Origin of the sequence: Pseudoalteromonas sp. CNC9-20, assembly GCF_022347875.1 — a bacterium.
Lineage (GTDB): Bacteria > Pseudomonadota > Gammaproteobacteria > Enterobacterales > Alteromonadaceae > Pseudoalteromonas > Pseudoalteromonas ruthenica.
In genome coordinates, this window is sequence record NZ_JAKRFS010000003.1 from 437,985 (window position 1) to 463,970 (window position 25,986).

Sequence of the window (25,986 nt, forward strand, 5' to 3'; positions counted from 1 at the left end):
GTTTTTTGGTGTATTGATGTCTTTTAAAAAAGAAGACCTGCTAGTAAATATAAAAAGGCAGGCAAAACGATTATCTAAATTATTAACTATTCCCCTTGGACAAGCCCAAGAAGGGGCAGCTATTTGTCTATATGGCTGTGACAGTTACAGCGATTTACTAGTAAAAATAAAAGCTGAATCCTTTGACAACCCATTGATAGCACTGTCTGCACTCTCACCAAACTCGGAAATATTTTTAGTAAAAATATTAGCTAGCCACCTAGATAGCATTATTGGAAATTTTGAAAAAAAATTTCCCGGCTCCAATATAAATGAAGAGATGGTCGTATCCTTGTTTGGGCTTAGCTTTTCAGAGTTCAAACTCAAAATATCTACCTAAAGTTGTACAAATACGTAAGTTGTCATTTTGTTTTTTGGCGATATTATAATAAGAAGGCTGAACGGACAGCCTACGCCTACACATGTTTTTCGCCTTGAAAAACGTGAACAGTGAAGCGGAGCATCCGTAAAAATTTGGTTATTTGAACAATAAATAAAGCAATGTGTTGGTAGGCCATTGTTTATTAGAAAGTTGTTTGGAGAACTAAATGATCTCACTTTATCAATTAAAGAATAAACTCAATAAACAAGCAAAAGAGTTTGCTGAGTTATTAGAGTTTCCTGATCTTTACGCCCAAGGCCTGTGGGCTAGAGGTGTTTATAACTGCCCTCATTTTTCTGATACCCATAATAGCCTCACTGAAGCATTTGAACAGAAAAAACTGGATTCAATTCTAAAGCACGATTCCCTGAAATACTTAATGATCAATGAATACGATGATCAAGAAATTATTGAATCGCTTCATAAAGAAATTGAGTCAATGGCAAACCGTATTGAAAGCCTGATGCTGGTAGATATCGAAACATTAGAGTTAGTTTCAGTGATATACCAAGTATTAGGGTTGCCAGAAGATGCCAAGTTTATTGTAAACACTGGTGCTGACTTTAGGCTGGAGTGGCGACCATATTTCGATGCTTTTGATGATCCGTTGATAGTTCAATATGCAGATTTAAAAGTTCATGGTTGTTATTTCAGGCTCATAGCTTCAAAGTTTCCGGTTGAAAAGCTTTCCTTGAATGACATTAAAAAATACATGTACATCAATCATGTAAACCATGATAGTGAGTTCGAAGGCTGTATTTCTGAAGGAAATACATTTTCTAAGCATGAGCACTGGCTGGTGTTGACACTTGAATTATTCCGTAGCGGCAAAGTAAATAAGGCTCAGTTCAATCCAACAACCTTCAAAATCGAAGGTATGCGCTATTTGGTATATGGCTTCCCACTGATTCCTTCCTTTGTATCTGATTGGCACAAACCTGATTTATGTCTACAGGTTAAAAATCTAGATGGTGATCAAAAGTTCATTGTTCGTATCGATCAGCAAGCTCTTGTTTTCCATGCACGACGTGTCGATACCAATTTTTTTAACACCATCGATTATGAAAAATATATTTCGTTGTATCAGTCTAGCGTTCTGTCACATTTTGATGCTGACAACAATTTACTAAAAGTTAATGGAGTTAAGTACCTTAGTTTTTTCCGCCCGTTTTGCCTAGAAGATAAGAAGGAAGCAAAAGCATGAGACCAAGAGTAAAACTAACTAACGCAACACTTATCTCAATTAAATCTGACTTAGAAGATAAGGTTGAACAGGTGCTTTACGCTACTTTTGCTGAGGATAGTAAGAACGGTAAAAAAGGTGAGGCTTTGTTTTCCACGAAAGTCATGGAAGTAAACGGTCCTGAATATAGAACTTTTGGTGCTGACTTTTATATCTTAGATGCAGAACCCCAAAAGTTTGATGTAGATGTATTTGAGTTCAATTTAATGCATGAGTGTATGTACTCTCCAAATGAGCTATTAGAGTTGCGAGAAATGCTCCCTGCTGGCTATTAGTAGGGAGTAACAAATGGACAAAACATATTTAAAGGATGCTTACATACTCTCGGTCTATGACTATAAAGACTTTGAAAAATCATTTCTTGGGGAGTTTTTGTCAGGGGTTGTTATTGACGATGAAACATTCAGATTTCGGCCATTTGAGCAAATGGTAACTTCAAAGATTGTTAGCAAATCTGCTGATGAGGATAAGTTAGAAATATACACACATAGTGAGAGTTGTTATGTGATTGATGCTGACCATAAGTTAATTGATATTTCGTTTGTTGAACTGGTTGTTATGAGGGCGGGAGCTTATTCGGTAGATCGAGTTTTAGAAATGAGAGAGCAACTTAAGTCTCAAAATAAAAGCCATTGAATAACGAAGATAAGAAGTCTGATGAGATTATTATTTGTCACTTACCTCTTTGAAAAAGTTGACGTTAGTCAAATATTCATAAATGTTTACATGACATCAATTTACTTATTCGAAAATTTGTATTAGCATAGACATGTATATTTTTATGAGAATTTTATGTCTAAAGCATTTTCAAAAGTCTTAGTGATAACGCTTATGCTGTTTGCCTTTGTAGGGCAAGCATTTGCGTATTCTGCTATGCCTTGCGAAATGCCATCAGGTTCTCATGAATCACACATGAACATGAACATGAACATGAACATGGATCATGGTGATATGAATAAAAGCAGTAATGGTCAATCAGAAGATTGTTGTGACGTTGAATGTATTTGTCCTGCAAATGCTTGCTCATCTACGACAGTCCTAAATTCCAGTGTTGACTCGACAGATATTCAAATATTGAGTGAATCTGTAGCTGCTATGCCATCTAAACAACCTCATTCAATTTCCACTTCCCTTTATCGTCCACCAATTTTTGCCTAATACAGGATTAGTGCGTCCAAATTTCGCACACATGTAATTAATTTTTCTGTTAGTCAATATAGCGTCGTAGCGCTATAGCTATTTTCCAGCGACGTCTGGGGGCAAAAATGATCAATAAGTATTTAAAAATAGCAGTTGTAATGCTGCTTTCACCTGCGTTTGCAAACGCTAATGAACATAAGCATGCACACAATAACGACGTAACACCTTTGGAGTTAATCGTTTATAAAACCCCAACTTGTGGGTGTTGTAAAAAATGGATAACTCATATTGAAGACAAAGGGATCGTTGCGCATTTCAAAGATTTCCGAAACATCGGCAACATCAAAACTAAGTATGGTATCAAACCTAATTACCGTTCATGCCACACGGCAGTGAGTAGAAATGGGTTTGCCTTTGAAGGTCATGTACCGGCTAAGTTTATTCAGCAGTTCTTGTCAGAAGAGCACCCCAATGCGATTGGATTATCTGTCCCAGCAATGCCTGTTGGCTCTCCGGGTATGGAAGTCGGCGACCGCTTTATGTCATATAACGTATTAATTTTATTTAAAGATGGAACGAGTAAAGTATATGCAGAAGTTAAGGCTTATGAGGAGCAATTCTAATGAGATTAAATGTTTCAAGCCTTACTCTACTTTCAACTTCGCTAATTCTCGGCTTGTCTGTATTCTCAGCTCAAGCTGAGAAAGTAGTGTCACTTGAACAAGCTATCACCTTGGCTCAGCAAAATGATCCTTGGCTTCATGGGAGTCGGTTAAAACAAAGCGCGGTTGAAAATAGAAGTATCGCTTCAGGTACTTTGCCTGACCCCAAAGTATCACTAGGGATAATGAATTTACCAACAGATACTTGGGACTTAGATCAGGAAGGAATGACTCAACTAAAGGTTGGTGTTTCTCAAATGTTTCCTAGAGGTGATAGTTTAAAGATTAAACAAGAGCAATTAAAAATTGAGTCAACGAAATTTCCACTGCTACGAGAGGATCGTAAGGCTAAACTGATAAGCCAAGTATCACAGTTATGGTTAGATGCTTACTTAGCCCAACAAACCATTAAATTGATTGAAGCGGATTGGGCGCTCTTTGAGCAGATGGCGGAAGTTACTAAAGCTAGCTACTCAAATGTTGTTGGTAAAACCAGACAACAAGATGTTATTCGTGCTCAATTGGAAATCGTGCAGTTAGATGACCGATTAACTTCGCAAAAGCAGAAACTAGAAACAACAATCGCTCGCCTTAATGAGTGGCTTCATATCTACGATGCTGCTGGCTTGAATGAATCATTCAACTTTGATACGCAACCATTAGAGTTTAGGGTTTCTAAAAAGTTGCCTACAATTCATTTGAACAATTCAACAGTCCTAAAAGCATCTAATTACTCAAGAAATCTATTGGCTCAGGAGCTTTCGAATCACCCAGCCATACTTGCAATTGATATAAAACGCAAAGCTTCAGAAAAAGCAGTTGAGTTAGCTAAACAGCAATATGAACCGCAATGGGGTGTTAATGCTAGTTATGCCTATCGGGACAATATGCCCTCTGGTGATAGCCGAGCTGATTTATTTTCTGTTGGAGTAACGTTTGATTTACCCTTGTTCACCGAGAACAGACAAGATAAGCAAGTTGCAGCTTCTATTGCAGATTCAGAGACTATTAAAACCGAGAAACTATTACTGACAAAGCAAATGATCAGTATGGTGGAAAAGGAGCTTAGACAGCTTAAGCGTTTATCTGATAGGCAATCTATCTATCAAGAACAACTCCTTAAACAAACTCATGACCAAGCAGAAGCGTCATTGACAGCTTACACAAATGATGATGGCGATTTTGCCGAAGTTGTTCGAGCAAGAATCGCAGAATTAAATGCCAGAATATCAGCCTTAAGAATTGATGTTGACGCACTTAAAACAGTTGCTCGTATCAACTATTTCTTTGCACGTTCTCAATCTAACTCAAATGCTGAACATAAGTCGATGCAAACTTCACACAAAACTAATCAGCACTTATCCAATCAGCAATTTGGAGAAAAATAATGTCAACGAATACTAAAACAATTATTGCCATCATCATTGGTGCTGCGCTAGGCGCAGGAGTATTGAGCTTATATCAAGGTGCAGGGTCAAACAGTAATACAGATGAAACAACATCAGCAGAGAAAAAGCCTCTGTATTGGGTTGCACCGATGGATTCTAATTACCGCCGGGACAAGCCCGGTAAGTCGCCTATGGGGATGGATTTAATTCCTGTGTATGAGGAAGAATCATCTGGTGATGATTTTGGTCCCGGAGCAGTAAAAATTGCGCCTCATGTAGTGAATAACCTAGGGGTTCGCACTGCACCTGTTGAGCTGAAAAATATGCATACTGAAATATCAACGGTTGGTTACGTTCAATATGATGAAGATAAGCTAATTCATATCCACCCACGTGTTGATGGTTGGATTGAAAAACTCTATGTCAAAGCGGCAGGTAACCCTGTAGAGAAAGGGCAGCCTCTTTATACACTGTATTCTCCTCAGTTAGTTAACGCGCAAGAAGAACTTTTAATAGCTTTAAAGCGCGACAATAGTTCCTTAATTTCGGCGGCGAAAGATCGCCTTAAAGCGTTACAGCTTTCAGCAGATTTCATTCAAAAGCTAGAAAAGACTAGAAAAGTTCAGCAAACCATCACCTTTTATTCACCACAAGCAGGTGTTGTTGACGGTTTGAAGATTAGAGAAGGCTTTTATGTCAAGCCGGGAAACACTTTATTAAGCATTGGTCAACTAGATCAAGTTTGGGTTGAAGCAGAAGTGTTTGAACGTGACGCAGCCTTAATTAAAGAAGGACTGCCTGTATCAATGACACTGGATTATTTACCCGGAGAGGACTGGGCTGGTGTCGTTGATTATGTTTATCCAACATTGAATAGTAAAACACGCACACTCAGAGTGAGACTGAAGTTTGACAACCCAGACTATCAATTAAAACCAAACATGTTTGCACAAGTCTCTATTCACGCTAATCAAGCTGATAGCACGATACTCGTACCTAAAGAAGCCGTCATTCGCACAGGTAAACAAGACAGAGTTGTACTTGCCTTGGGGGATGGGCAATTTAAGTCTATCGAAGTGACAATTGGCCGGGTTGATATCGATAGTATCGAAATCTTAGAGGGTCTTAATGAAGATGATGTTGTGGTGACATCTGCTCAATTCTTGATTGATTCTGAATCAAGTAAAAACTCTGATTTTAAACGAATGACTCATGACGAAGTGCCTAGCTCTGTTTGGATGGAAGGCGAAATCAACAGCGTCATGGCGGGACATCGTATGGTTAATATTACTCATGGTCCTGCTGAGGCTTGGGATTGGCCTGAAATGACAATGGACTTCGATGTAGGTGAAAAGGTAGATATTGATTCACTGAAGTCTGGTCAATCTTTGCACTTTGAAGTGAGCAAAACCGAAGAGGGTGGATATGAAGTTACTGGAATTCATATCATGAGTGAGCCTGCTGATATGAGTGAAGAAGTATCATCAGCAACAGTATCAGGTTTAATTAATGCGATTGATATTGATACACGGATTCTAAATATTAGCCGAGGCCCAATAGAGAAGTGGGATAGACCTGCTGCGACGATGGATTTTATCGTCGCGGACAATATAGAAATAGTTGATTTCAATGTTGGTGATAATGTCACTTTCACTTTTGAGGTTAGGGATGACTTAGTTATCACTGAAATCTCTCTTGAATCAGATGAACAACACGGCAAGGAAAATAAAGCTGCTGTTGATCATTCTAATCATTAAGTGGGAGAAAAATAATGATTGAATCAATTATTAGATGGTCTATCGGCAATCGTTTCTTTGTTTTGTTGATTACCTTAATTATCGCGTTTGGTGGTTTGTATTCATTACAAAAAACGCCAGTAGATGCACTCCCAGATCTTTCTGATGTGCAGGTGATAATTAAGACGAGTTATCCGGGACAGGCACCACAAGTTGTGCAGGATCAAGTGACATTTCCACTTACTACAGCGATGCTATCAGTGCCGGGGGCGCAAACTGTTCGTGGTTACTCATTCTTTGGTGATTCCTACGTCTACATTATTTTTGATGATGATACTGATTTGTATTGGGCTAGAAGCCGAGTACTTGAATACTTAAGCCAAGTAGCATCAAGCCTGCCTGATTCGGCAAAACCTCAATTAGGACCTGATGCAACAGGTGTGGGTTGGGTATACATTTACGCTTTAACAGATAAGTCTGGAAACCATGATCTAAGCCAATTAAGAAGCATTCAAGACTGGTTCTTAAAGTATGAACTACAAACTGTTCCGGGCGTGTCCGAAGTTGCCGCCGTTGGTGGTATGGTTAAGCAGTATCAAGTGCAAGTAGATCCTGACAAATTGAGAGCTTACGATATTCCTCTAAGTTTAATACAAATAGCCTTACAAAAAGGGAACAAAGAAACTGGCGCATCCGTTGTGGAAATGGCTGAAGCTGAATATATGGTTACCGCAACGGGGTATATTCAATCAGTTAGTGATATAGAGAAAATTCCACTTGGTATTAACGAACAAGGCACGCCGTTGCGTATTGGTGATGTTGCCAACGTTAACCTTGGTCCTCAAATGCGCCGTGGTATCGCAGAACTTAATGGCGAAGGCGAAGTTGTTGGTGGTGTTGTCGTTATGCGCTTTGGTGAAAACGCTCAACAAACCATAAATGGGGTAAAAGAAAAGCTTGAGTCGCTCAAATCTTCTTTACCAGAGGGGGTGGAGGTTGTCCCTGTCTATGACAGATCGAAGTTAATAGATCGTGCTGTTGATAACCTTTGGAGCAAGTTGCTAGAGGAGCTTGCGGTCGTGGCTATTGTCTGTGTTGCTTTCCTATTTCATCTTCGCTCATCAATTGTGGCAGTTGTTACTCTACCATTAGGTATATTGGTGTCATTCATCATCATGTATATGCAAGGCATCAATGCCAATATTATGTCTTTAGGCGGTATCGCTATTGCTATTGGTGCGATGACTGATGGTGCAATAGTGATGATTGAAAATATGCATAAACATATGGAGAAAACACCACTAACAGATGAAAACCGTTGGCAAATTGTAGCTAAGGCTGCGAGTGAGGTAGGCCCTGCATTATTTTTTAGCTTGCTGATCATAACTGTCTCATTCTTACCTGTGTTTATCTTAGAAGCGCAAGAAGGAAGAATGTTTTCACCGCTCGCCTATACAAAAACCTATGCAATGGCTGCATCAGCAGGCTTGGCAATAACATTGGTGCCTGTTTTGATGGGCTACTTTATTCGAGGCAAAGTCGTCTCTGAAAAGAAAAACCCATTAAATCGATTATTGATTGCTATCTACATGCCTGTTTTAAAGCAAGTCATGAAGTTTCCAAAATTGACAATAGTCGCAGCAGTATTAGTGACTATCGTTGGTTTTTGGCCTGTCGATAAAATTGGTAGTGAATTCATTCCGCCATTGGATGAAGGCGACCTTATGTATATGCCTACTACATATCCCGGCATTTCAATCGGTAAAGCAAGAGAGTTATTGCAGCAAACGGACAAGCTTATTCGCACTGTGCCAGAAGTTGAAAATGTATTCGGTAAAGTAGGACGAGCTGAAACCGCAACTGACCCTGCGCCTCTAACCATGATTGAAACCTTTATTCAATTGAAGCCACGGGAGGAGTGGCGAGAAGGCGTGACAACTGAGTCGTTAAAAGCTGAGTTTGATAAGTTGGTTAAATTTCCGGGCTTAACCAATGCTTGGGTCATGCCAATCAAGACCCGCATTGACATGTTAGCTACAGGTATAAAAACGCCTGTCGGTATTAAAGTCGCCGGACCAGAACTTGATGTAATTCAGGATATCGGCCAACAAATAGAACAACTCTTGCCAGAAGTGACAGGCACAGCGTCAGTTTACTCTGAACGAGTTGCAGGTGGACGATATATCAAGGTTGATATTTCACGAGATAAATCAAGTCGCTTTGGGTTAAATATCGAAGATGTCCAACAAGTAGTTTCTACTGCGATTGGCGGTATGAATGTGACACAAACGATAGAAGGTCAAGAGCGTTACCCTGTTAATCTGCGCTATCCGCAAGATTATCGAGATTCTCCTGAGCAGCTAGCACGATTACCTGTTGTAACACCAAGTGGTCAACGCATTGCACTAGGTGATGTTGCTGATATTCGAGTAGAGAATGGCCCACCGGGTATTAAAAGTGAGAATGCCAGAATCAATGGTTGGACTTTCATTGATATTGATAGCGTTGATGTAGGTACTTATGTTGAAAATGCTAAAGAACACTTAGCAAATAACCTGACATTACCAGCAGGCTATTCAATTACTTGGGCTGGACAATACGAATATATGGAAAGAGCGAAAGAAAAGCTCACCTATGTATTGCCTTTAACACTCGCCATTATTGTTATTCTGCTTTACCTGAATTTCAGAGCGTTTAGTGAAGTGGCTATCATTATCGTTACCTTGCCGATGGCAATGATCGGTGGGTTATGGTTGATGTATCTAGAAGGGTTTAATTTCTCAGTAGCTGTTGGTGTGGGCTTTATCGCTCTAGCTGGTGTTGCGGTTGAGATTGGCGTGATAATGCTGGTTTATCTTAATCAAGCACTTGCTGAGCTTAAGGAAAAAGCGGTGGAGCGAGCAGAACTCATCTCAGATGATGCATATCAAGATGCATTATTGCACGGTGCTGGCTTACGAGTTCGTCCAGTAATGATGACGGTAGCTACAATCATTATAGGTTTAATGCCTATTTTATATGGTACTGGTACAGGTTCTGAGGTCATGAGCCGCATTGCTGCTCCTATGGTAGGCGGAATGACAAGTGCTGTGCTGCTCACGCTTATTGTACTCCCTGCAATTTACTCAATCATTAAAAAGCCTGAAGTAAATGCCTTTAACAAAGAGCTTTCTAACGTGGAGCCTGAGAATAATGCTTAGCACGGCTAGAAAATATCACAAATGGCTAATGGCATTTGTCGGAATACAATTCCTCTTCTGGTCTATTACAGGCGTGTATATGGTGACTATGGATATTCACTATATACACGGCGAAACCTTGGCTAAGAGTGAGGAAGCCAAAATAGATTTAGCAAGTATGGATTACTCCATTGTAAAGCTAGCTGCGGATTATCCTAAAGCTAGCCAAGTTACACTTACTCAAAGTATGGGCCGTCCTTTGTATTCTTTTATTAATGGAGAAAATGGAAAAGTAGCAATAGATGCTAAAACTGGAGCTGTTCAGGCCCTTGTAGATGAAACCAAGGCTAAAGAAATCGCACAATACCATTATGCGCTGAATCATCAAATCGACAGCATAAGGTTGATTAAGTCAGCGACAAACTTGCCTGCTGAGTTGTCCCCAAGGCATTTACCTGTTTGGAGAGTGACGTTTGAGCAATTCTCCACACCGACATTTTATATAAGTCAACAAACAGGATCACTTGTTGCCAAGCGTCATGATTACTGGCGATTGTTTGATTGGATGTGGCGGTTCCACATTATGGATTACTATGATGGAGAAAACGTATCAAACTGGTTTTTGTTCTTGGTCGCAACTCTAGGTCTAATGGGAGCAATTACTGGCGCAGTATTGACTTATTACCGAGTGCTTTCCCCAAATAAAAAGAGAGTCATTTGATGCGACTATTTAAGTTAAATACAACGATACACAAGTGGCTTTCTTTATTTGTTGGTTTACAACTGCTTATTTGGTTGGGAACGGGCCTTTACTTCAATTTGATGGATCACAGTAAAGCCAGTGGTAATGAACTTAGAGTTCATTCTCATCATGAAGGTAGCATTACAGGCTTTGACCTATTCCCTATTAAAGACATTACTAGTAATGCTCCGCAGGAAGTAAACCTTATATGGGTTTTACATCAGCCTTACTATCATTTTGTGTTCGATAAGGGGCAGCATAGCTATCAAGAGCGCCACTCAAAGCTATTTGATGCTGTAACAGGAAAGCCATTTAATTTGTCTGAAGAACAAGTACTAACTTTGGCAAAAAACTCCTACTCAGGACAGGGTAAGTTAACTACTCCAGTGTTATCTCAACCTCCGTTTTCTGATCACGTAAGGCAGCAAAATCCTATGTGGCAAGTTGCCGTTGAGGATGAGAACAATACAACTATTTATTTAGATAGTATTACAGGTCAAGTACTTCGCCATGCCAATGATGATTTCAGATTGAAAGATCTGATGATGAAGCTTCACTTTATGGACTATGGCAATTCTGGAGGATTTAACCATTGGTTGATCATTGCATTTGCTTTTGCAACGCTATTCCTTTCAATTACTGGTGTTACTTGGCTGATACAACAGTATAGAAGTGGTTTACTGAAGCTAGGTTGGGGCACTAACAGGCAAAAAGTGGCAGTGACGTTTTCCAATGAAAATACTATTACTGACATCTCAGCAGTTGGTCGCTCAACTGTATTAGAAGGGCTAGCTAGTTCACATGTATACCTTCCTTCAGGTTGCGGTGGTGGCGGTACTTGTGGCAAATGCGTGTTCTTAAGTTCAACTAAATTACCTATCACACTATCTGAACAGGAACATTTATCTCAGGAGCAACTTAAGGAAGGTTATCGGCTTGGATGTCAGCATAGGTTCTCTGAAATTAGTTCGATTGAAGTTAATACTGATCGCAATATTGAAAATCATGAGCTAGTTGTGGTTGCGACTAATTTCATTACTCCTTTTATCAAGGAAGTGAAATTTAAGCTGAAATCAGGCAAACAGTTGGCATTTAAAGCTGGTGCATATATGCAATTTGATGTGCCAGCAGGGATGAATAGCTTACGTCCAGATGATATGCCAGAGTGCTATGAAAAATACTGGGATAGCTACTATCATGGAAAATTTTCTCATAACGGTGTAACTCGCCACTACTCATTAGTTAACTTTGACGAGGAGTCTGATGAGTTAATGTTTAATATCCGTTGGCAGACCGCAAAGAATGGTTTTAAAGCAGGAATAGGTTCAAGTTATTTAGGTTCACTCCAAGTAGGTGAAACGATAACTGCAAGAGGCCCTTTTTCTGATTTTTATGCCACTTCAAATAAAAAAGTTAGTCGCGTGTTTATAGGTGCGGGTTCAGGACTTGCACCACTGAGGTCTATTATTTTTGAACAGTTGAAAAAGCATAAAGATAAAAGTGGTTTGACTCTTATCTATGGTGCGCGAACTGAAGATGACTTGCTATACCATAATGAATTGAAGTCACTGAGTGAGAAGCATAAAAACTTCTCTTATATTCCTACTCTTTCTAATCCTTCAGAAGAATGGCAAGGGCACTCAGGCTATGTTCAAAAAGTACTTCTGCCGTATATGAACCAAAAAGCAGAACTGCATTTGGCTGAGTTTTACTTGTGCGGTCCAGAAGCAATGATGAGTGAAGTGGAAAAAATAATTACAGATGCTGGGATTCCAAGTAATCAAATTTTCAAAGATAAATTTAGTCGTTAATCCATTAAATAAATAGAGGTATATATGAAAACATTAATTAAACTTTTAACCATAATCAGTGTTGTTTTTAGTAGTGCAGTATTTGCACATGTGCATCTTGAAAAAAGCGTGCCTGCTGATAATGCAATGCTAATGAATACTCCAGAAAAATTGACATTGGGATTTAGCAAAGAGGTACGTGTAGTTAAAGTTACGTTGAAAAATAAAAAAGGTGAAAATATTAAATTTGACTTTAAACCATCAAAAGAAGCTTCCAGAGAGTTTTCATGGGAACTACCTAAATTAGCTCCAACAAACTATATCGTTGATGTGACCTATTTAGGTAAAGATGGACATAAAATGAAAGATAGCTTCGGCTTTATGGTTCATTAGTAAGGCTGTGTGATTGATATGGAAATGTATATCTGGAATACAGTCATTGTACTGTCAAAAATTGTATTTTACGTCGGCTTTGCCTGTATTGCCGGCTATACATTTTTCAGACAAATTTTTGAGCATAATGAATCTCATAGTAATGCTGTAATAGCGAATTTAACGTGGACAAGAACTTATATAGTTATGGCTTTGATCGCTAATATTACTTGGTTCTTTGCCAGTACTGGTGCAATGGCAGAAGAGGGAATTCAGGGGGCGATAGACGCTGATATATTGGCTATTATGTGGGACTCCTCTGTCGGCACTGGAGCTTTGCTTCGAGCGCTTGGGCTAGTTACCGCAATAATCGCTTTAGCTTTAAGGTTCAAACTCGCTGTGAACTCGTACTTAAAACAAAGCGCTTTAATGTTGAGTTTATTAATCCTTGCATACTCATTCACGTTACTGGGTCATATTTCTGAGTTAGGCACAATTGAAAAAGGCTTGCTTATTTTGCATGTGCTCGTTATGGCATGGTGGTTTGGGGCGTTATTGCCACTAAAACAGGCTTGCCATCAGCTAAGTTATGCAGAACTTCATTTGCTGATGGAAAGCTTTGGCAAACAAGCAAGTTTTACATTGAGCCTATTGTTGGTAGCAGGCCTCTGGCTCGTGATTCAATTGGTCGGAAGTCTTGATGCACTAATAAGCTCAAGTTACGGACAAACACTGTTGTTTAAATTGGCCCTTGTAGTGTCTATTTTGGCACTTGCTGCTAAACATAAACTAATACTCGTTCCACAACTTAAAAATAGTCAAGGCAGAGAGGCTTTATCTAAATCTATCTCGATAGAAATGGTAGTAGCTTTTGCCATTTTATCTGTAACGGCTGGGCTTACTAGTGTTGTTGGCCCTGCAAATTAAAACCTAAAAGAGAGAATGAAAATGAAAACAATAAATATATTACTCGTTTTATTAATGACGTTTAGTTTCGCAGCAAACGCTCATGGTGATAAGAACAAAGACAAAGGTTTGTTTAAAGGTATAGATACCCCAGCCGCAAAAGTTGTTTTGGCATTTCATCAAGCACTTGAAACTGGCAATCAAAAACAGGCTAGAGCGCAGTTAGCGGATGATGTCACCATTTTCGAGGGAGGCCGCGTTGAAAGGAGCGCTGATGAATATGCTCATCATCATATGTTGTCGGATATGAAGTATTTAGCAGCGATGAAGAGCGACACACTTGAACATCAAGTGACGATACTTGGAAATACCGCTATCTCTGCGTCGCGCAGTCAAACTACAGGTACTCATAAAGGTGTTGAACGCGATTATCAAGGCATGGAAACGATGGTGCTGGAAAAACAAAATGGTGAATGGAAGATTAAGCACATTCATTGGTCACATTAATTTATTGTTCAAACAACGGAGAGTAAAATGAGAAATAACAATCCATTACATCAAGTTTCTACGCCACGTAGACGCTTTGTACAAGGATTAGCTGCTGGCGGTGTATTAGCTGCTTTTCCAAGTGTTCTTCATGCAGCTTCATCTTTGCTTGCTGGAACTTCAACAGGTACTGCGCCCGAACTAAGTGGGGAAGTCATAGATCTGGTGATAGATGAGTCACCAGTAAACTTCACAGGTGTTGTAAGAATGGCTACAACAATCAATGGCTCAATACCAGCTCCTACCTTGCGCCTCAGAGAAGGTGATGACGTTACTATCAGGGTAACGAATAAATTATCAGTGCCGAGTTCAATTCATTGGCATGGGATCATTCTTCCGTATCAAATGGATGGCGTACCGGGTATTAGCTTTAAAGGTATAATGCCGGGTGAAACCTTTGTTTATAAATTTAAGCTGCAACAAAGCGGCACATATTGGTATCACTCACACAGTGGTTTTCAAGAAATGACAGGTATGTACGGCGCATTAATTATTGAGCCAAGAGAAAAGGATATTATTAGTGCTGACAATGAGCATGTCATCCAATTGTCTGATTGGACTGATGATGACCCAATGGATTTGTTTCGCAAGTTAAAAGTACAGAGCGATGTATTTAACTTTAATCAACCTACTGTTCCAGAGTTTTTTGATGACATTTCAAATAGCAGCGTTTCAAATGCGCTACAACGCCGGGAAATGTGGAATAAAATGAGAATGAACCCTACAGATCTTGCAGACTTATCAGCATCTGCAATGACTTTTTTAATGAATGGTTGTGCGCCTTTGACAAATTGGCGTGGAATGTTTAAAGCTGGCGAAAAGGTTAGGCTTAGATTTATTAACGGTTCTAGCAATACGTTTTTTGATGTAAGAATACCTGAGCTGAAGTTAACAGTTGTACAAGCTGATGGACAAAATGTTGAACCTGTGACAGTAGATGAATTTAGATTTGGTCCCGGTGAAACTTATGATGTACTTGTCGAGCCAAAAAATGACGCATATACGATTTTTGCACAAAGCATGGATCGCTCAGGTTATGCTAAAGGTACTTTATCAATGGCACCTAACGTTGATGCACCAGTACCTTCTTTAGACCCCGTTGAGTGGTTAACGATGACAGATATGATGGGCAATATGACCCATGATAGTGTGCATTCTACAATGGCTGATACGGCAGGTATGTCGGGCATGAATTCTAATAAAATGGATCATAGTGCAATGGGTCATGGAGCGATGGCAATGGATCATAGTAAACATGGAATGACTAAAAACCCATTAGCTGTTGCTAGCACTAAAGTGCGTCATGCAAAAACAGAGTATGGAGCTTCTGTTGATATGCGTGTTGATATGCCTAGAACAAACCTTGATGATCCCGGTATAGGTTTACGTAAAAATGGACGCCGTGTTTTAACACTTGCAGATTTACATTCTCTTGAGGGAATTACAAGCCAGCAAGAGCCTGAGGCTGAAATTGAATTACATTTAACTGGAAACATGGAGCGTTATAGCTGGTCATTTGATGGCTTGGAATTTGGAAAAAGCACGCCAGTTCACATGAAGCATAATCAACGTTTAAGAGTTATTTTACAAAACGATACAATGATGACACATCCAATGCACCTGCATGGTATGTGGAGCGATTTGGAGAATGAAAAAGGTGATGTACAGGTTCGTCGCCATACTATCCCTGTACAACCAGCGCAAAGAATTAGTTTTTTAACAACACCTCATGACGTAGGTCGCTGGGCATGGCATTGCCATTTATTATTCCACATGGATGCAGGTATGTTTAGAGAGGTAGTTGTATCATGAGAAAATTAATACTAACCAATACGTTAAAACTATTATTAATAGGTTTGCCCCTTATAAGTGTATCTGTATCTGCAAAAGATGAGATGACTGAGATGGGTGATTCTAAAATGCAAGCACAAGGTGGAGATGCACCTAAAGATGCTAGAGACCCTCATGCTTATGCCGCAGGTACAACATTGACTGAAGGTCCTTATGCACTCAATAGCGACAAACGACTGACTTTGGCAGATGAGCATTCATTTTACGCGCTACTAGGGGATCGTCTTGAATATAATGAGCAAACAAACGCAGGTGTTTTTGACTTTCAGGCATGGTATGGCACTACTTTTGATAGATTAGTCATCAAAACTGAGGGAGATTTTAGCGAAGGTAATTTAGAGGAGAACCAAACAGATTTTCTATGGGGCCACGCAATATCTGCTTATTGGGATACACAAGTCGGTATTCGACTTGATTACAATAACGAAGGTGAAAACCGCAAATGGCTAGCTTTTGGTTTACAAGGTCTAGCCCCTTACTGGTTTGAAATTGATATGACTGCGTATTTAGGAGAGCAAGGTAATAGTGCATTTTCGATCGAAGCTGAGTATGAGCTATTACTTACTCAAAAGTTAATTGTTCAACCACGAGCAGAGTTGACGCTTTACGGTAAGGATGACGTCCAAAATAACCTTGGTAGTGGCTTATCTAGCAGTGCTATTGGTTTTCGGGTTCGTTATGAGTTTACCCGCCAGTTTGCTCCCTATGTTGGCGTTGAGTGGACAAATAAATTTGGTAATACAGCCGAATTTGCGAAGTTAAATGGGCAAAGTACTCGTGATACTGCTTTTGTTGCAGGTATCAAGTTCTGGCTCTGATGTGAAGAAATACTATATTGACTTGATGAGAGCTACCGCAACTATATTGATGGTAGCTTTTGTTTTTTGGGATTTAAACCATTTTAGTTATGTTAGGAAAGGCCTAGCTAATAGTTTTTTTGGAAAGAACTAAGAGCAGTAATAGTAAGCTACTTCTTGTTTTCAGTCTGTGCCAGTCTGGTGTATACCTATCAAGGTGGAATATCAGCTAAGAAGTAAAGTTGGCGAATGGTAAAGGTTAAAGAGTCAAGCCAAAAAACATCGCCATTGAAAGACGTACAATAGACTATTTTATCACTTTTGATGAACGGGAATTGGGTGTGCTCGGGATAGAACCGATTGTTGCAAAGTACTGCGCTTAAAGCTGAACAATTGGAAAAATGATCCCTTACTCAATACCTAGTTATGAGCGTAGGGTTTTTATTTTTTTTATGGTGCTCATGCTTGGCTTCAATCTCATGAGTATAAATCAGACACCCCTTTTATACTTGTTAAGTTTAAGCTGTTTAAAAAAGTAAAAAGTTTAGGTTTTAGTTCAAAGGTTGATCAAGATCATAAAATTATTTTTATAAAGTGGCTAATATTGTAGGAGCTAAAGAAGGAATGATAATGTTTGGACTTTTCAGGTGGTTTAAAATAGTGATAATAACTGTGTTGCTTACGCAGCATAGTTTTGCTACAGCTAAGCCAATGAATTGTGAAGAACATCAAAATGGATCTTCCGACACGCATATTATGCAACGAAGCAAAAATATTCACCATCAATCAATGAATGACAATAGTCACTATCACACTGTAAACTCGCAAGACTCTAAACACCGTCATGGTGATGAAGTCTGTGAAAAATGTAAAGCTAGTGATTGTGTTTGTTGTGAGGGGGGATTTTGTTCAAGCTTTCATTTAAATCCCTATCTTGTGCAAGCGCAAGAGGAAGGTATTTGCAATATTTACTCTGAGCTATTTCTACAGCGTACACCTCTACCAAAATCTGGTATCCATCTCTTACTTTATCGTCCACCAATTATTGGCTAATCACGGGATCAGTGCGTCTTTTTTTCGCCACTCCCATCAAAAATAGAATGACTTATTCATTGATTTAAATAATCAATTGTTTTGAACGATTAGTACGATATTTTGAAGGCACTATGAAAATTCTCAAACTATTGCCATTTACAGTACTTAATGCTGTCGATTTTGGCCGAGATTTCTCTTTTACCAAAAAATTATTTTTTAGCTTATTCACTAGAATTAGTACTTGACCTGTGTCTTAGACACAGGTCTAAGCTGTAGGTGAGAGTACAAACTTAGGTGAAAAACTAAGGAGTAAATATGAAAGTAGCAGAACTGTCAAAAAGCCTTGGAACGACTGCTGATACGGTGCGCTATTACACGCGATTGGGACTGTTAAAACCTGCTAAGTCAGTGAACGGCTACAAGTCATACTCGAATAAAGAAGTATCGAGACTTAAGTTCATTTTAAGTGCCAGAAATCTTGGTTTTTCCGTTGCTGATATCAAGCAAATTCTTAATGAATCTGAAGATGGTACAAGTGCGTGCCCATTAGTCAGAAGCCTCATCAAAGAGCGGCTTGAAGAAACAGAAAAACAGTTTCAAGCAATGTTGGCACTTCGAGGGAAAATGTCTTCAGCGCTTTCTCAATGGGAAGAAATGGAAGACAAAGCGCCGACTGCAAACATGGTTTGTCATCTCATCGAAAACTTTGAACAAATTAAAAAGGCATAGGAGGAAAAATGGTAACTACTAATACAAATATAGAAACCGAATCAGGCTGTTGCTGTCAGGCAAAAACTCAATCCTCTTCGTGTAAAAGTAAGGAGAATACGTTGGAAAAAACATCACAAAGCCAACAGCTCATCATTGAAGGCGCTGGGTGTGCTAGCTGTGTAGGCAAAATTGAAGGGGCGTTAAAGGCAACTCATGGAGTCGTCAGTGCAGAAATGAATTTTGCTGATAGGACTGTAACAGTTTCTGGGACAGCTAAGACAGAAGAATTGATCAAAGCTGTTGAGTCAGTGGGGTATAACGCGAAGCCAATTGATGATAGCTCAGCAACAGATGCGCTTGACGAGAAAGAGGCGGCGGATTGGGCATATTACAAAAAGCTAATGCGCGATACGTTTATTGCCCTTTCACTCGGCGTTCCTTTGATGATCTACAGCATTGTAGTTGGAGAAATGACAGTTGAAACAAACCTTGAACGCATGTCTTGGCTGGTTGTCGGTATTTTAACTTTTGGTGTTATGTATTTTTCAGGTAAGCATTTTTATGTTGGCGCTTGGAAAAGCTTTAAAAACCACTCCGCTAATATGGACACACTAATAGCTTTGGGAACAGGTACAGCTTGGGTGTACTCAATGGTTGTTGTGTTTGCACCTGACGCCGTTCCATTGATGGCACGACATGTCTATTTTGAAGCTACCGCCATGATCATTGGCTTAATTGATTTAGGTCTAGCATTAGAAATAAAAGCCAGAGGTAAAACCTCTGAGGCCATTAAACGTCTTATCGGCTTGCAGGCCAAAACGGCAACTGTAGTTCGTGATAATAAAGAGGTTCAGATAGGTATCGAACAGGTTTTGCTTCATGATGTTGTGAAAGTAAAGCCGGGTGAAAAAATTCCCGTAGATGGCGTTGTATTGGAAGGACACACCTCTATTGATGAGTCCATGCTGACAGGCGAACCTATGCCTGTTGAAAAAGCCGAAGAAGATGAGGTTGTCGCTGGTACTTTGAACAAATCAGGCATGATTTTATTTAGAGCGACACGCGTTGGTAAAGACACGGCGCTTGCACAGATCATCAATATGGTGAAACGAGCGCAAAATTCAAAACCGCCGATTGGCCGCTTGGCCGATGTTATTTCCGCCTATTTCGTTCCTGTAGTCATGATCATCTCGGTGTTAAGTGCGTTAGCATGGCTTAACTTTGGCCCTGAGCCAGCAATTGCTTTTGCTATCGTATCAGCAACTACTGTGCTTATTATTGCCTGCCCGTGTGCTTTAGGCTTGGCAACGCCTATGTCTGTCATGGTGGGAGTAGGAAAAGCAGCAGAAGCCGGAGTACTTATTCGCAACGGTGAGGCACTGCAAACCGCCTCTAAAATCACTGCCATGATTTTAGATAAAACGGGCACTATTACTGAAGGGGCACCTAAGGTAACCGATATTGTTTTAGCAAAAGCTACTGACGAAAAAGACGTACTACAGCTTGCAGCAAGTTTAGAAAGCGGCTCAGAGCACCCTTTAGCGCAAGCGATTGTTGAAAGTGCTTTAGATAAGGATATTGAGTTACTAAAAATTGAATCGTTTAATGCTATTACGGGTTTTGGTGTAGAAGCAAACTGTAACAATAAAGTCCTGCTTTTTGGTAACGATAAACTAATGAAGTTAAAAGGCATAGACCTCACAGGCTTTGTTGGAAAAGCCCAGTCTTTAGCCAAAGAAGCCAAAACACCTATGTACTTTGCTGTAGATGGTGAACTTGCCGCAATCATTGCTGTCGCAGATCCCATTAAGTCAGACTCAATCTCTGCTATCAAACGGCTTCAGGCTAATGGTATACGCGTCATCATGTTAACAGGTGATAACAAGGAAACCGCTGCCGCTGTTGCCAAAAAAGCAGGTATTAGCGAATTTCTTGCTGAGGTGCTGCCAGAAGATAAAGCCAACAAGGTGAAAGAGCTACAAGGCAGTGGCGAAATTGTTGGTATGACAGGAGATGGCATCAACGATGCTCCTGCGCTAGCGTTAGCCGATGTTGGCTTCGCCATAGGCACAGGGACTGATGTAGCTATCGAAAGTGCTGACATTACCCTAATGCGTGGTTCACTTCATGGCCTTGCCGATGCCATAGCGGTAAGCAAAGCTACTTTACGAAATATCAAACAAAACTTGTTTGGCGCGTTTGTCTATAACGTAGCTGGGATTCCTTTTGCTGCGGGGGTTCTATATCCCTTCTTTGGCATTCTGCTTAGCCCTGTAATTGCAGGTGCTGCAATGGCGTTTTCGTCATTGACTGTGGTGTCAAATGCAAATCGACTTCGCTTTTTTAAAGCAAAAGAGCATTAAGGAGAAGAGCGATGATGTTAATTAACTTATTAGGCTTAATGTTAATCGCGCTGATTGTTTGGTGGTTTTGGCTATATAAACCCAATAAAACAATCGTTCAAGGTAATGAAGTACTCATTGAAGTGAGGGATGGCGTGTATTCCCCATCCTCAATTCAGGTGTCTGCTAGCCAACCTGTTACCTTGAAGTTTATACGCAAAGATCAATCCCCCTGCGCTGAAACAATGCTTATTCCTTCATTGGATATAAGCGAACAGCTTAAGTTAAATGAAATTACTCAAATTACCTTATTAAACTTGTCACCGGGAGAGCATGAGTTTCACTGTCAGATGCAAATGTATCGCGGTGTCTTAAAAGTCGTTTAGGAGGGCAATATGAAAAATCAACACCCTAATTTTTGGTCAACACCTACAGGCTGGGCTGCACTGGCACTTATTGCCGCAGTGACCTACTTCTTAGTGCTTGAGCATGGTCAACATACGCTGCAATTTCTTCCCTACTTGATTTTATTGCTATGCCCCTTGATGCACGTATTTATGCATGGCAGTCATGGTAAACATGGTCACGATCATTCACATGCGCCTGATGAAAAAAAGGAAGAGAGCTTTCAAGAACTCACGGATAAAAATGCAGCCTATCGCGATGGCTACATACAAGGCTTAGAAAAGGCACGTAAGGAATCACATAAAAAGGAGAGCAGTGATGAATGAAACATATGATTATGGCTTATGGTCAATGGTGATACTGAACTCAGCAATTTTTATCTTTTTTGCCTTTAGTTTTGTCAAACCAAAAACATCAACTGATTGGAGAAGTCTAAGCGCGTTCTCTGCCTTTATTGTTGCCCTATTTACTGAAATGTATGGCTTTCCTTTAACTATCTATTTTCTGTCGGGGTGGCTGACGGAGACCTATCCAGAAGTAAATTTCTTTGCGCATGAAAATGGGCATTTATTACATACTTTCTTTGGATTTCAAGGTGATGCCCATTGGGACCCATTTCATATAGTGAGTATGGTGTTTATTGTTGCAGGTTTCTTTATGTTGTCTTCAGCATGGAATGTATTGCATCACGCGCAAAAACATCATCAATTGGCTACAACTGGATGGTATGCAAGATGTCGCCACCCACAGTATGTAGCTTTCATTCTAATCATGTTCGGCTTTTTATTGCAGTGGCCGACAATCCCAACACTTGCGATGTTTCCGATCTTAGTCGTTGTTTACGTCAAGCTAGCGAAACGCGAAGAAGCACAGGCGATTGCTGAATTTGGTTCGGAGTACCACAGGTATATGGAATCGACACCAAGTTGGATCCCAAGTTTTAATAAAAGTGTAGAAGGTAAAAATCATGAAAACGTTAACTAAATCAATTTTATTTATTAGTTCACTACTGATAACCACTAGCTCATTTGCCCAAAACAATGAGCATAAACATGAAGGTGCGAACAAAGCTGATATGCATCAAGGCATGACAATACCACATGAGAACATGGGAGAAATGCATAAAAAAATGATGGAAATGAAAAAGGAAGTCCATGCCATTAAAACTGAAAAAGATCCTGACAAGCAACAGCAGATGATGGTTGAACATCACCGTTCAATGATGAAGATGATGCAATCCATGCACAAAAATATGGAAGAAATGCCAATGCATCAACAAATCAAGATGACTGAACATCATTTAGAAATGATGGAGAACATGATGCCGCAGATGAACCGGAAAATGGAAGAAATGAAAGATAGCAATCAACAGCATTCACACAAACATTAGGAGAAAAATTATGAGCGATTTAGATCATAGAGTTGGCGTTAGAGAGCAAAATTTAGTTGTTCGAAATCTAAAGCTTAGCAATGTCACAGAAGAAAGCTGTGACGAGTTAGTAAAAGAAATAGATCAGCTTTTTGGTATAGATGAAGTTAGTTACAACATCAAAGAAGGTGAAATACACCTTGCCTATGATGCCGCAAACGTAAGCCTTGATGGGATTGAGGAGGTAATCCGTAAGTATGGCGCAGATGTTCATGATGATTGGTGGACACATACTAAAGAAAGTTACTATAAATTTGTTGATCAGAACATCAAAGATAACTCTGTTCATAAGCCTTGGAGTTGTCATCAAGCACCTTCGGGGGCTGGCCGGAAAAACAAATGAATTCATAAAAAAGTGTATAGATAATTAGTTAGTCAAATGAGGTAACAGTGATGAAAACACCCTATATAAAAGCTCTTTTATTGCTTACATTCGGTTTATATTTAGTGGGTTGTTCTAATACCACTTTTTATCATAAATACATGATGAGAGGTCAGGTAGTAGAAAGTTCTGATAATCGAACTCTAATCTGTATTGGTGCTAAGCATGGCGCAGAGGTTGGGCAAAAATACAGTGTTATTAGATTCCATGAAAGAATAGTATTGAGTGAAGGTGACGATCCCTACACTATCGAAAAGGTAGGAACGGTACAAATTACTAAAATTGTGAATGATCATTTCGCAACTGTAAAGCTAGTGTCTGGTGACATTGCAGCGAAAGATATGGTGGAACTTGAAAACTAATAAAGTGGTGGCGAAAGCCACCACAAGAGCATAACAATAAAACTTAATGAAAAAGCTTTAGTGTTATTTTGTACAACCTTTGAGATTGTTTGCTCAGTTCTGGTTATCTTGATGCCAGTACGACAGAAAAAATGTTACATATGGATTAGAAAGGTGTGGGCTGGCATCCTAGGTCTAATCTTAACAGTTAAGGAGCCGCCGAATAGAGCTATACCTTTACATCAGCAGCATAATCAATGCTCCCGCGATCATAAATAAGTTTTCAGATAGCGATACAAATCCAAGTGGCACACTACTATCGCCGCCTACACAGGCACACTTTAACTGGCGTTTGTCAATGTAAACGGCTTTGAAAACTGAAATTGCTCCAACTGTGCCGATAAACAATGAAAATGGTGCCACTGCGAGAGGCTGTAGTTGGGCAACCATACCAATACCTGCATATGCTTCAATGAAGGGATAAATATAACCATATCTTATCCATCTCATCGCTAGTAAATCATAAGTAATAAACGAATTTGTGAAACTGTATAGGTCTTTCAGTTTTTGCACCGCTAAGAGCGTCATTGAAAAAGCTATAAATAGCATCAGTGTTCTGATGGAGATAAATGAGCCGGAAGCAAAATGTTGAGATGCGACAGCAAGAAGTGCAGCTATCGAGAAAATGGCTACAACTGGCGTGTAGGTTGTGCCAGTTTGACCTGCTTCATCTTTACCAAAATACTCTCTTAAGTCATCGTATCCTCCGACACGCTTTCCTTCAATAAAGGTTTGTGGCGTAGTTTTGACATCATGCTTATCTTTGAAGTCATCAGCTTGTTGTCTTGACGTGAGCTTATGATCTTCTACATCATACCCTTGCCTCTCCAGCAAATCTTTCGACCTTAAACCATAGGGGCAGATATGTTCGTCAGTGACCATTCTGTACAGGGTAGCTGTCTTAGTCATCTTAGTCTCCTTTGTTCAGTGTGCCTTCAAACTTTGGGAGCGGTCGTTGCTCAGCCTGAGCTTGTGAGCTGACCTTTCCATTTTCAGAAATATCCTTAATCAGCCATTCCATTTCTTTTATTTCTTTTCGTTGGGCTTTAATAATACCATTTGCCAATTCACGCACGCGTACATCCTCCAAAGTTGAATGCTCACTAGTAAGAATAGCAATGGAGTGATGAGGAATCATCGCTTTCATGTAGGCAGTGTCAGAAATTGTGCTTTGAGAGCGAACAAGATAAAGACATATGGCGAACAGTATTGTCGCCAATAGAAAAATAGCCATGTTGAGCTTCTTGTTACTGTACATGCCAAGCATAAAGGCCAGCATGATCATTGCCATACCTGCTCCCATATACAACGCCATATAGATACGCGTTTCACTAAACCATATATGTGATACTGCGTAAGTGTTGAGATACATCATGACAAACATAGCAATGGTTGAGGTGATGATCATTGCAGCAAATCTTGAGTATTTCATAAGTAATCCTTACATTGATAGTGTAAATATTTCCCACTGTTAGCCTATTATTCTCTACATGTGGTCATGTTCTCGAAAAATTGCAAGTAATGAGCCAGTATCAATAAGAGTATTTGTAATACGATTGACTCAATTTCAGCGCAATTATTGTGAATCAGTACTAATCTACACATTTCGGTGTAAGAGTTTATGGGCAAAAAATCTTCTTTGAAGGAGATCAAATCAGCTTATATTTAGAGTTTGAGTTTTGAACTTGTGATAGACACAGGCGGAATTGGCTTTAGTTAACAATCTAATGTGGGAACTCAAAGTACTACAAGCTGAGCTTCAACAAATGTAAGCTCGTGTACAAGTGAAGACACAGTTAAAGCATGTGGAAGAATTAATCTTGATAGTTAGAGTTGTCATTTATTTCACTTTTTAAATGAACGAATATTGATCTTTTATCTCGTTCATGTCCGAAAGCTAAAAGTTTCCTACACATGAAAGTGGTTTTGCAAGAGTATCTACTAGAGAACAAGATTTGAATGCTCAACTGTTCAGTTGGGCTATTATGGTTGTAAAAAAATATTATAAGGCAATGTGTCTGGTACTTCGGTTAGAAATGAAAAAAGTTAAAGAAGCTAATCGATTTCATCAGGTAGGGTGATGAGGTAATAGTTACTCGCCTTGATCGGCTAGGCCGATCATTAAAGTCTATTCTTGAGGACATTGAAAGTACTCACAAACGGGGCGATTGTTCAAAGATTATTAATGGTTCTGTCAGTACAAAAAATGATAATCCGTTTACCAGTTTCATTCATAATCTGCGCAATTAGCAATAATGACGTGCGTTCATAACGGTCATAAAGAGCAATCCCCCTGCGCTGAAATAATGCTTATTCCTTCATTGGATATAAGCGAACAGCTTAAGTTAAATGAAATTACTCAAATTACCTTATTAAACTTGTCACAGGGAGAGCATGAGTTTCATTGTCAGATACAAATGTATCGCGGCGTCTTAAAAGTAATTTAGTTTTAAATAGGTCTTTTTACACACCTGAACGAGCAAAAGTAACTTAACAAAAGGCTTCTCG

The 25,986-nt window shown here is 39.6% G+C and carries 28 protein-coding genes; 26 read left to right on the forward strand and 2 right to left on the reverse strand.

All coding sequences use genetic code 11. From position 1 onward, the window contains the following. The first annotated feature begins 16 nt into the window (after window positions 1–16). The 25 genes from MHM89_RS09130 (at window position 17) to MHM89_RS09250 (ending at window position 23,439) form a co-directional block, all read left to right on the forward strand. Window positions 17–379 (forward strand): hypothetical protein, encoded by a 363-nt coding sequence (locus MHM89_RS09130; RefSeq protein WP_016708261.1) that lies wholly within the window; start codon window positions 17–19, stop codon window positions 377–379. Window positions 380–587: 208 nt separating this feature from the next. After that, window positions 588–1,625, forward strand: a complete 1,038-nt coding sequence (locus MHM89_RS09135; protein WP_016708260.1) for a hypothetical protein — start codon at window positions 588–590, stop codon at window positions 1,623–1,625. Beyond that, on the forward strand, window positions 1,622–1,939 hold the full coding sequence (locus tag MHM89_RS09140) for a hypothetical protein (protein WP_016708259.1): 318 nt from the start codon (window positions 1,622–1,624) through the stop codon (window positions 1,937–1,939). Before MHM89_RS09135 ends, MHM89_RS09140 begins: the two co-directional genes overlap by 4 nt. A 13-nt stretch (window positions 1,940–1,952) precedes the next feature. After that, complete coding sequence (locus MHM89_RS09145) at window positions 1,953–2,300, forward strand: hypothetical protein (RefSeq protein WP_045979609.1); 348 nt, start codon at window positions 1,953–1,955, stop codon at window positions 2,298–2,300. A gap of 156 nt (window positions 2,301–2,456) precedes the next feature. Then, the gene (locus MHM89_RS09150; protein WP_239408653.1) at window positions 2,457–2,822 is read left to right on the forward strand and encodes a hypothetical protein; all 366 of its coding nucleotides are present in this window, start codon (window positions 2,457–2,459) and stop codon (window positions 2,820–2,822) included. 107 nt (window positions 2,823–2,929) lie between these two features. After that, on the forward strand, window positions 2,930–3,427 hold the full coding sequence (locus tag MHM89_RS09155; RefSeq protein WP_239408654.1) for a DUF411 domain-containing protein: 498 nt from the start codon (window positions 2,930–2,932) through the stop codon (window positions 3,425–3,427). After that, window positions 3,427–4,854 (forward strand): TolC family protein, encoded by a 1,428-nt coding sequence (locus MHM89_RS09160; RefSeq protein ID WP_062566153.1) that lies wholly within the window; start codon window positions 3,427–3,429, stop codon window positions 4,852–4,854. Before MHM89_RS09155 ends, MHM89_RS09160 begins: the two co-directional genes overlap by 1 nt. Further along, window positions 4,854–6,611 (forward strand): efflux RND transporter periplasmic adaptor subunit, encoded by a 1,758-nt coding sequence (locus MHM89_RS09165; RefSeq protein ID WP_055022008.1) that lies wholly within the window; start codon window positions 4,854–4,856, stop codon window positions 6,609–6,611. The genes MHM89_RS09160 and MHM89_RS09165 overlap by 1 nt, the downstream gene beginning before the upstream one ends. 14 nt (window positions 6,612–6,625) lie before the next feature. Continuing rightward, a complete protein-coding gene (locus MHM89_RS09170; protein ID WP_055022009.1) occupies window positions 6,626–9,790 on the forward strand; it encodes an efflux RND transporter permease subunit in 3,165 nt (1,054 codons plus the stop codon). 79 nt (window positions 9,791–9,869) lie between these two features. Then, window positions 9,870–10,490, forward strand: a complete 621-nt coding sequence (locus MHM89_RS09175) for a PepSY domain-containing protein (protein WP_235419340.1) — start codon at window positions 9,870–9,872, stop codon at window positions 10,488–10,490. Next, window positions 10,490–12,322 (forward strand): 2Fe-2S iron-sulfur cluster-binding protein, encoded by a 1,833-nt coding sequence (locus tag MHM89_RS09180; protein ID WP_045979604.1) that lies wholly within the window; start codon window positions 10,490–10,492, stop codon window positions 12,320–12,322. The genes MHM89_RS09175 and MHM89_RS09180 overlap by 1 nt, the downstream gene beginning before the upstream one ends. Window positions 12,323–12,346: 24 nt before the next feature. Further along, a complete protein-coding gene (locus tag MHM89_RS09185; RefSeq protein ID WP_016708251.1) occupies window positions 12,347–12,694 on the forward strand; it encodes a copper resistance CopC family protein in 348 nt (115 codons plus the stop codon). Window positions 12,695–12,712: 18 nt separating this feature from the next. Then, the gene (locus MHM89_RS09190; protein ID WP_045979603.1) at window positions 12,713–13,600 is read left to right on the forward strand and encodes a CopD family protein; all 888 of its coding nucleotides are present in this window, start codon (window positions 12,713–12,715) and stop codon (window positions 13,598–13,600) included. Between the two features lie 15 nt (window positions 13,601–13,615). After that, window positions 13,616–14,086, forward strand: a complete 471-nt coding sequence (locus MHM89_RS09195) for a nuclear transport factor 2 family protein (protein ID WP_008467847.1) — start codon at window positions 13,616–13,618, stop codon at window positions 14,084–14,086. A gap of 27 nt (window positions 14,087–14,113) precedes the next feature. Continuing rightward, window positions 14,114–15,937, forward strand: coding sequence for a copper resistance system multicopper oxidase (locus MHM89_RS09200; protein WP_045979602.1), 1,824 nt, complete (start codon window positions 14,114–14,116; stop codon window positions 15,935–15,937). After that, entirely contained in the window at window positions 15,934–16,794 is an 861-nt protein-coding gene (locus MHM89_RS09205; RefSeq protein ID WP_045979601.1) for a copper resistance protein B, read from the forward strand. The genes MHM89_RS09200 and MHM89_RS09205 overlap by 4 nt, the downstream gene beginning before the upstream one ends. Before the next feature lie 609 nt (window positions 16,795–17,403). Then, window positions 17,404–17,826, forward strand: coding sequence for a hypothetical protein (locus tag MHM89_RS09210; RefSeq protein WP_045979600.1), 423 nt, complete (start codon window positions 17,404–17,406; stop codon window positions 17,824–17,826). A 297-nt stretch (window positions 17,827–18,123) separates the two neighbouring features. Continuing rightward, window positions 18,124–18,537: a MerR family transcriptional regulator gene (locus MHM89_RS09215; RefSeq protein ID WP_045979599.1), complete on the forward strand. Its 414-nt coding sequence runs from the start codon at window positions 18,124–18,126 to the stop codon at window positions 18,535–18,537. A 101-nt stretch (window positions 18,538–18,638) separates the two neighbouring features. Next, window positions 18,639–20,882, forward strand: a complete 2,244-nt coding sequence (locus MHM89_RS09220; protein WP_045979598.1) for a heavy metal translocating P-type ATPase — start codon at window positions 18,639–18,641, stop codon at window positions 20,880–20,882. A gap of 11 nt (window positions 20,883–20,893) precedes the next feature. Beyond that, complete coding sequence (locus MHM89_RS09225; protein ID WP_045979597.1) at window positions 20,894–21,247, forward strand: cupredoxin domain-containing protein; 354 nt, start codon at window positions 20,894–20,896, stop codon at window positions 21,245–21,247. A gap of 9 nt (window positions 21,248–21,256) precedes the next feature. Further along, window positions 21,257–21,592: a DUF2933 domain-containing protein gene (locus MHM89_RS09230; protein ID WP_016708242.1), complete on the forward strand. Its 336-nt coding sequence runs from the start codon at window positions 21,257–21,259 to the stop codon at window positions 21,590–21,592. Continuing rightward, window positions 21,585–22,250 carry an isoprenylcysteine carboxylmethyltransferase family protein gene (locus MHM89_RS09235; protein ID WP_016708241.1) on the forward strand — a complete coding sequence of 222 codons (666 nt, stop codon included), beginning with the start codon at window positions 21,585–21,587 and terminating at the stop codon, window positions 22,248–22,250. Before MHM89_RS09230 ends, MHM89_RS09235 begins: the two co-directional genes overlap by 8 nt. Next, complete coding sequence (locus tag MHM89_RS09240) at window positions 22,234–22,656, forward strand: hypothetical protein (protein WP_062566152.1); 423 nt, start codon at window positions 22,234–22,236, stop codon at window positions 22,654–22,656. Before MHM89_RS09235 ends, MHM89_RS09240 begins: the two co-directional genes overlap by 17 nt. Window positions 22,657–22,666: 10 nt before the next feature. Continuing rightward, entirely contained in the window at window positions 22,667–23,038 is a 372-nt protein-coding gene (locus MHM89_RS09245; RefSeq protein WP_019677951.1) for a hypothetical protein, read from the forward strand. Between the two features lie 50 nt (window positions 23,039–23,088). Continuing rightward, a complete protein-coding gene (locus tag MHM89_RS09250) occupies window positions 23,089–23,439 on the forward strand; it encodes a hypothetical protein (protein WP_062566151.1) in 351 nt (116 codons plus the stop codon). 216 nt (window positions 23,440–23,655) lie between these two features. Here MHM89_RS09250 and MHM89_RS09255 read toward each other — a convergent pair whose 3' ends face one another. Together MHM89_RS09255 and MHM89_RS09260 are read right to left on the reverse strand one after the other, a co-directional pair. Beyond that, complete coding sequence (locus tag MHM89_RS09255; protein ID WP_016708238.1) at window positions 23,656–24,387, reverse strand: glutaredoxin; 732 nt, start codon at window positions 24,385–24,387, stop codon at window positions 23,656–23,658. Between the two features lies 1 nt (window position 24,388). Beyond that, window positions 24,389–24,910 carry a DUF305 domain-containing protein gene (locus tag MHM89_RS09260; RefSeq protein WP_008109672.1) on the reverse strand — a complete coding sequence of 174 codons (522 nt, stop codon included), beginning with the start codon at window positions 24,908–24,910 and terminating at the stop codon, window positions 24,389–24,391. Between the two features lie 874 nt (window positions 24,911–25,784). On the opposite strand from MHM89_RS09260, the gene MHM89_RS09265 reads away from it, so the two are divergent. Next, the gene (locus MHM89_RS09265; RefSeq protein ID WP_229677580.1) at window positions 25,785–25,925 is read left to right on the forward strand and encodes a cupredoxin domain-containing protein; all 141 of its coding nucleotides are present in this window, start codon (window positions 25,785–25,787) and stop codon (window positions 25,923–25,925) included. Window positions 25,926–25,986: the final 61 nt, after the last annotated feature.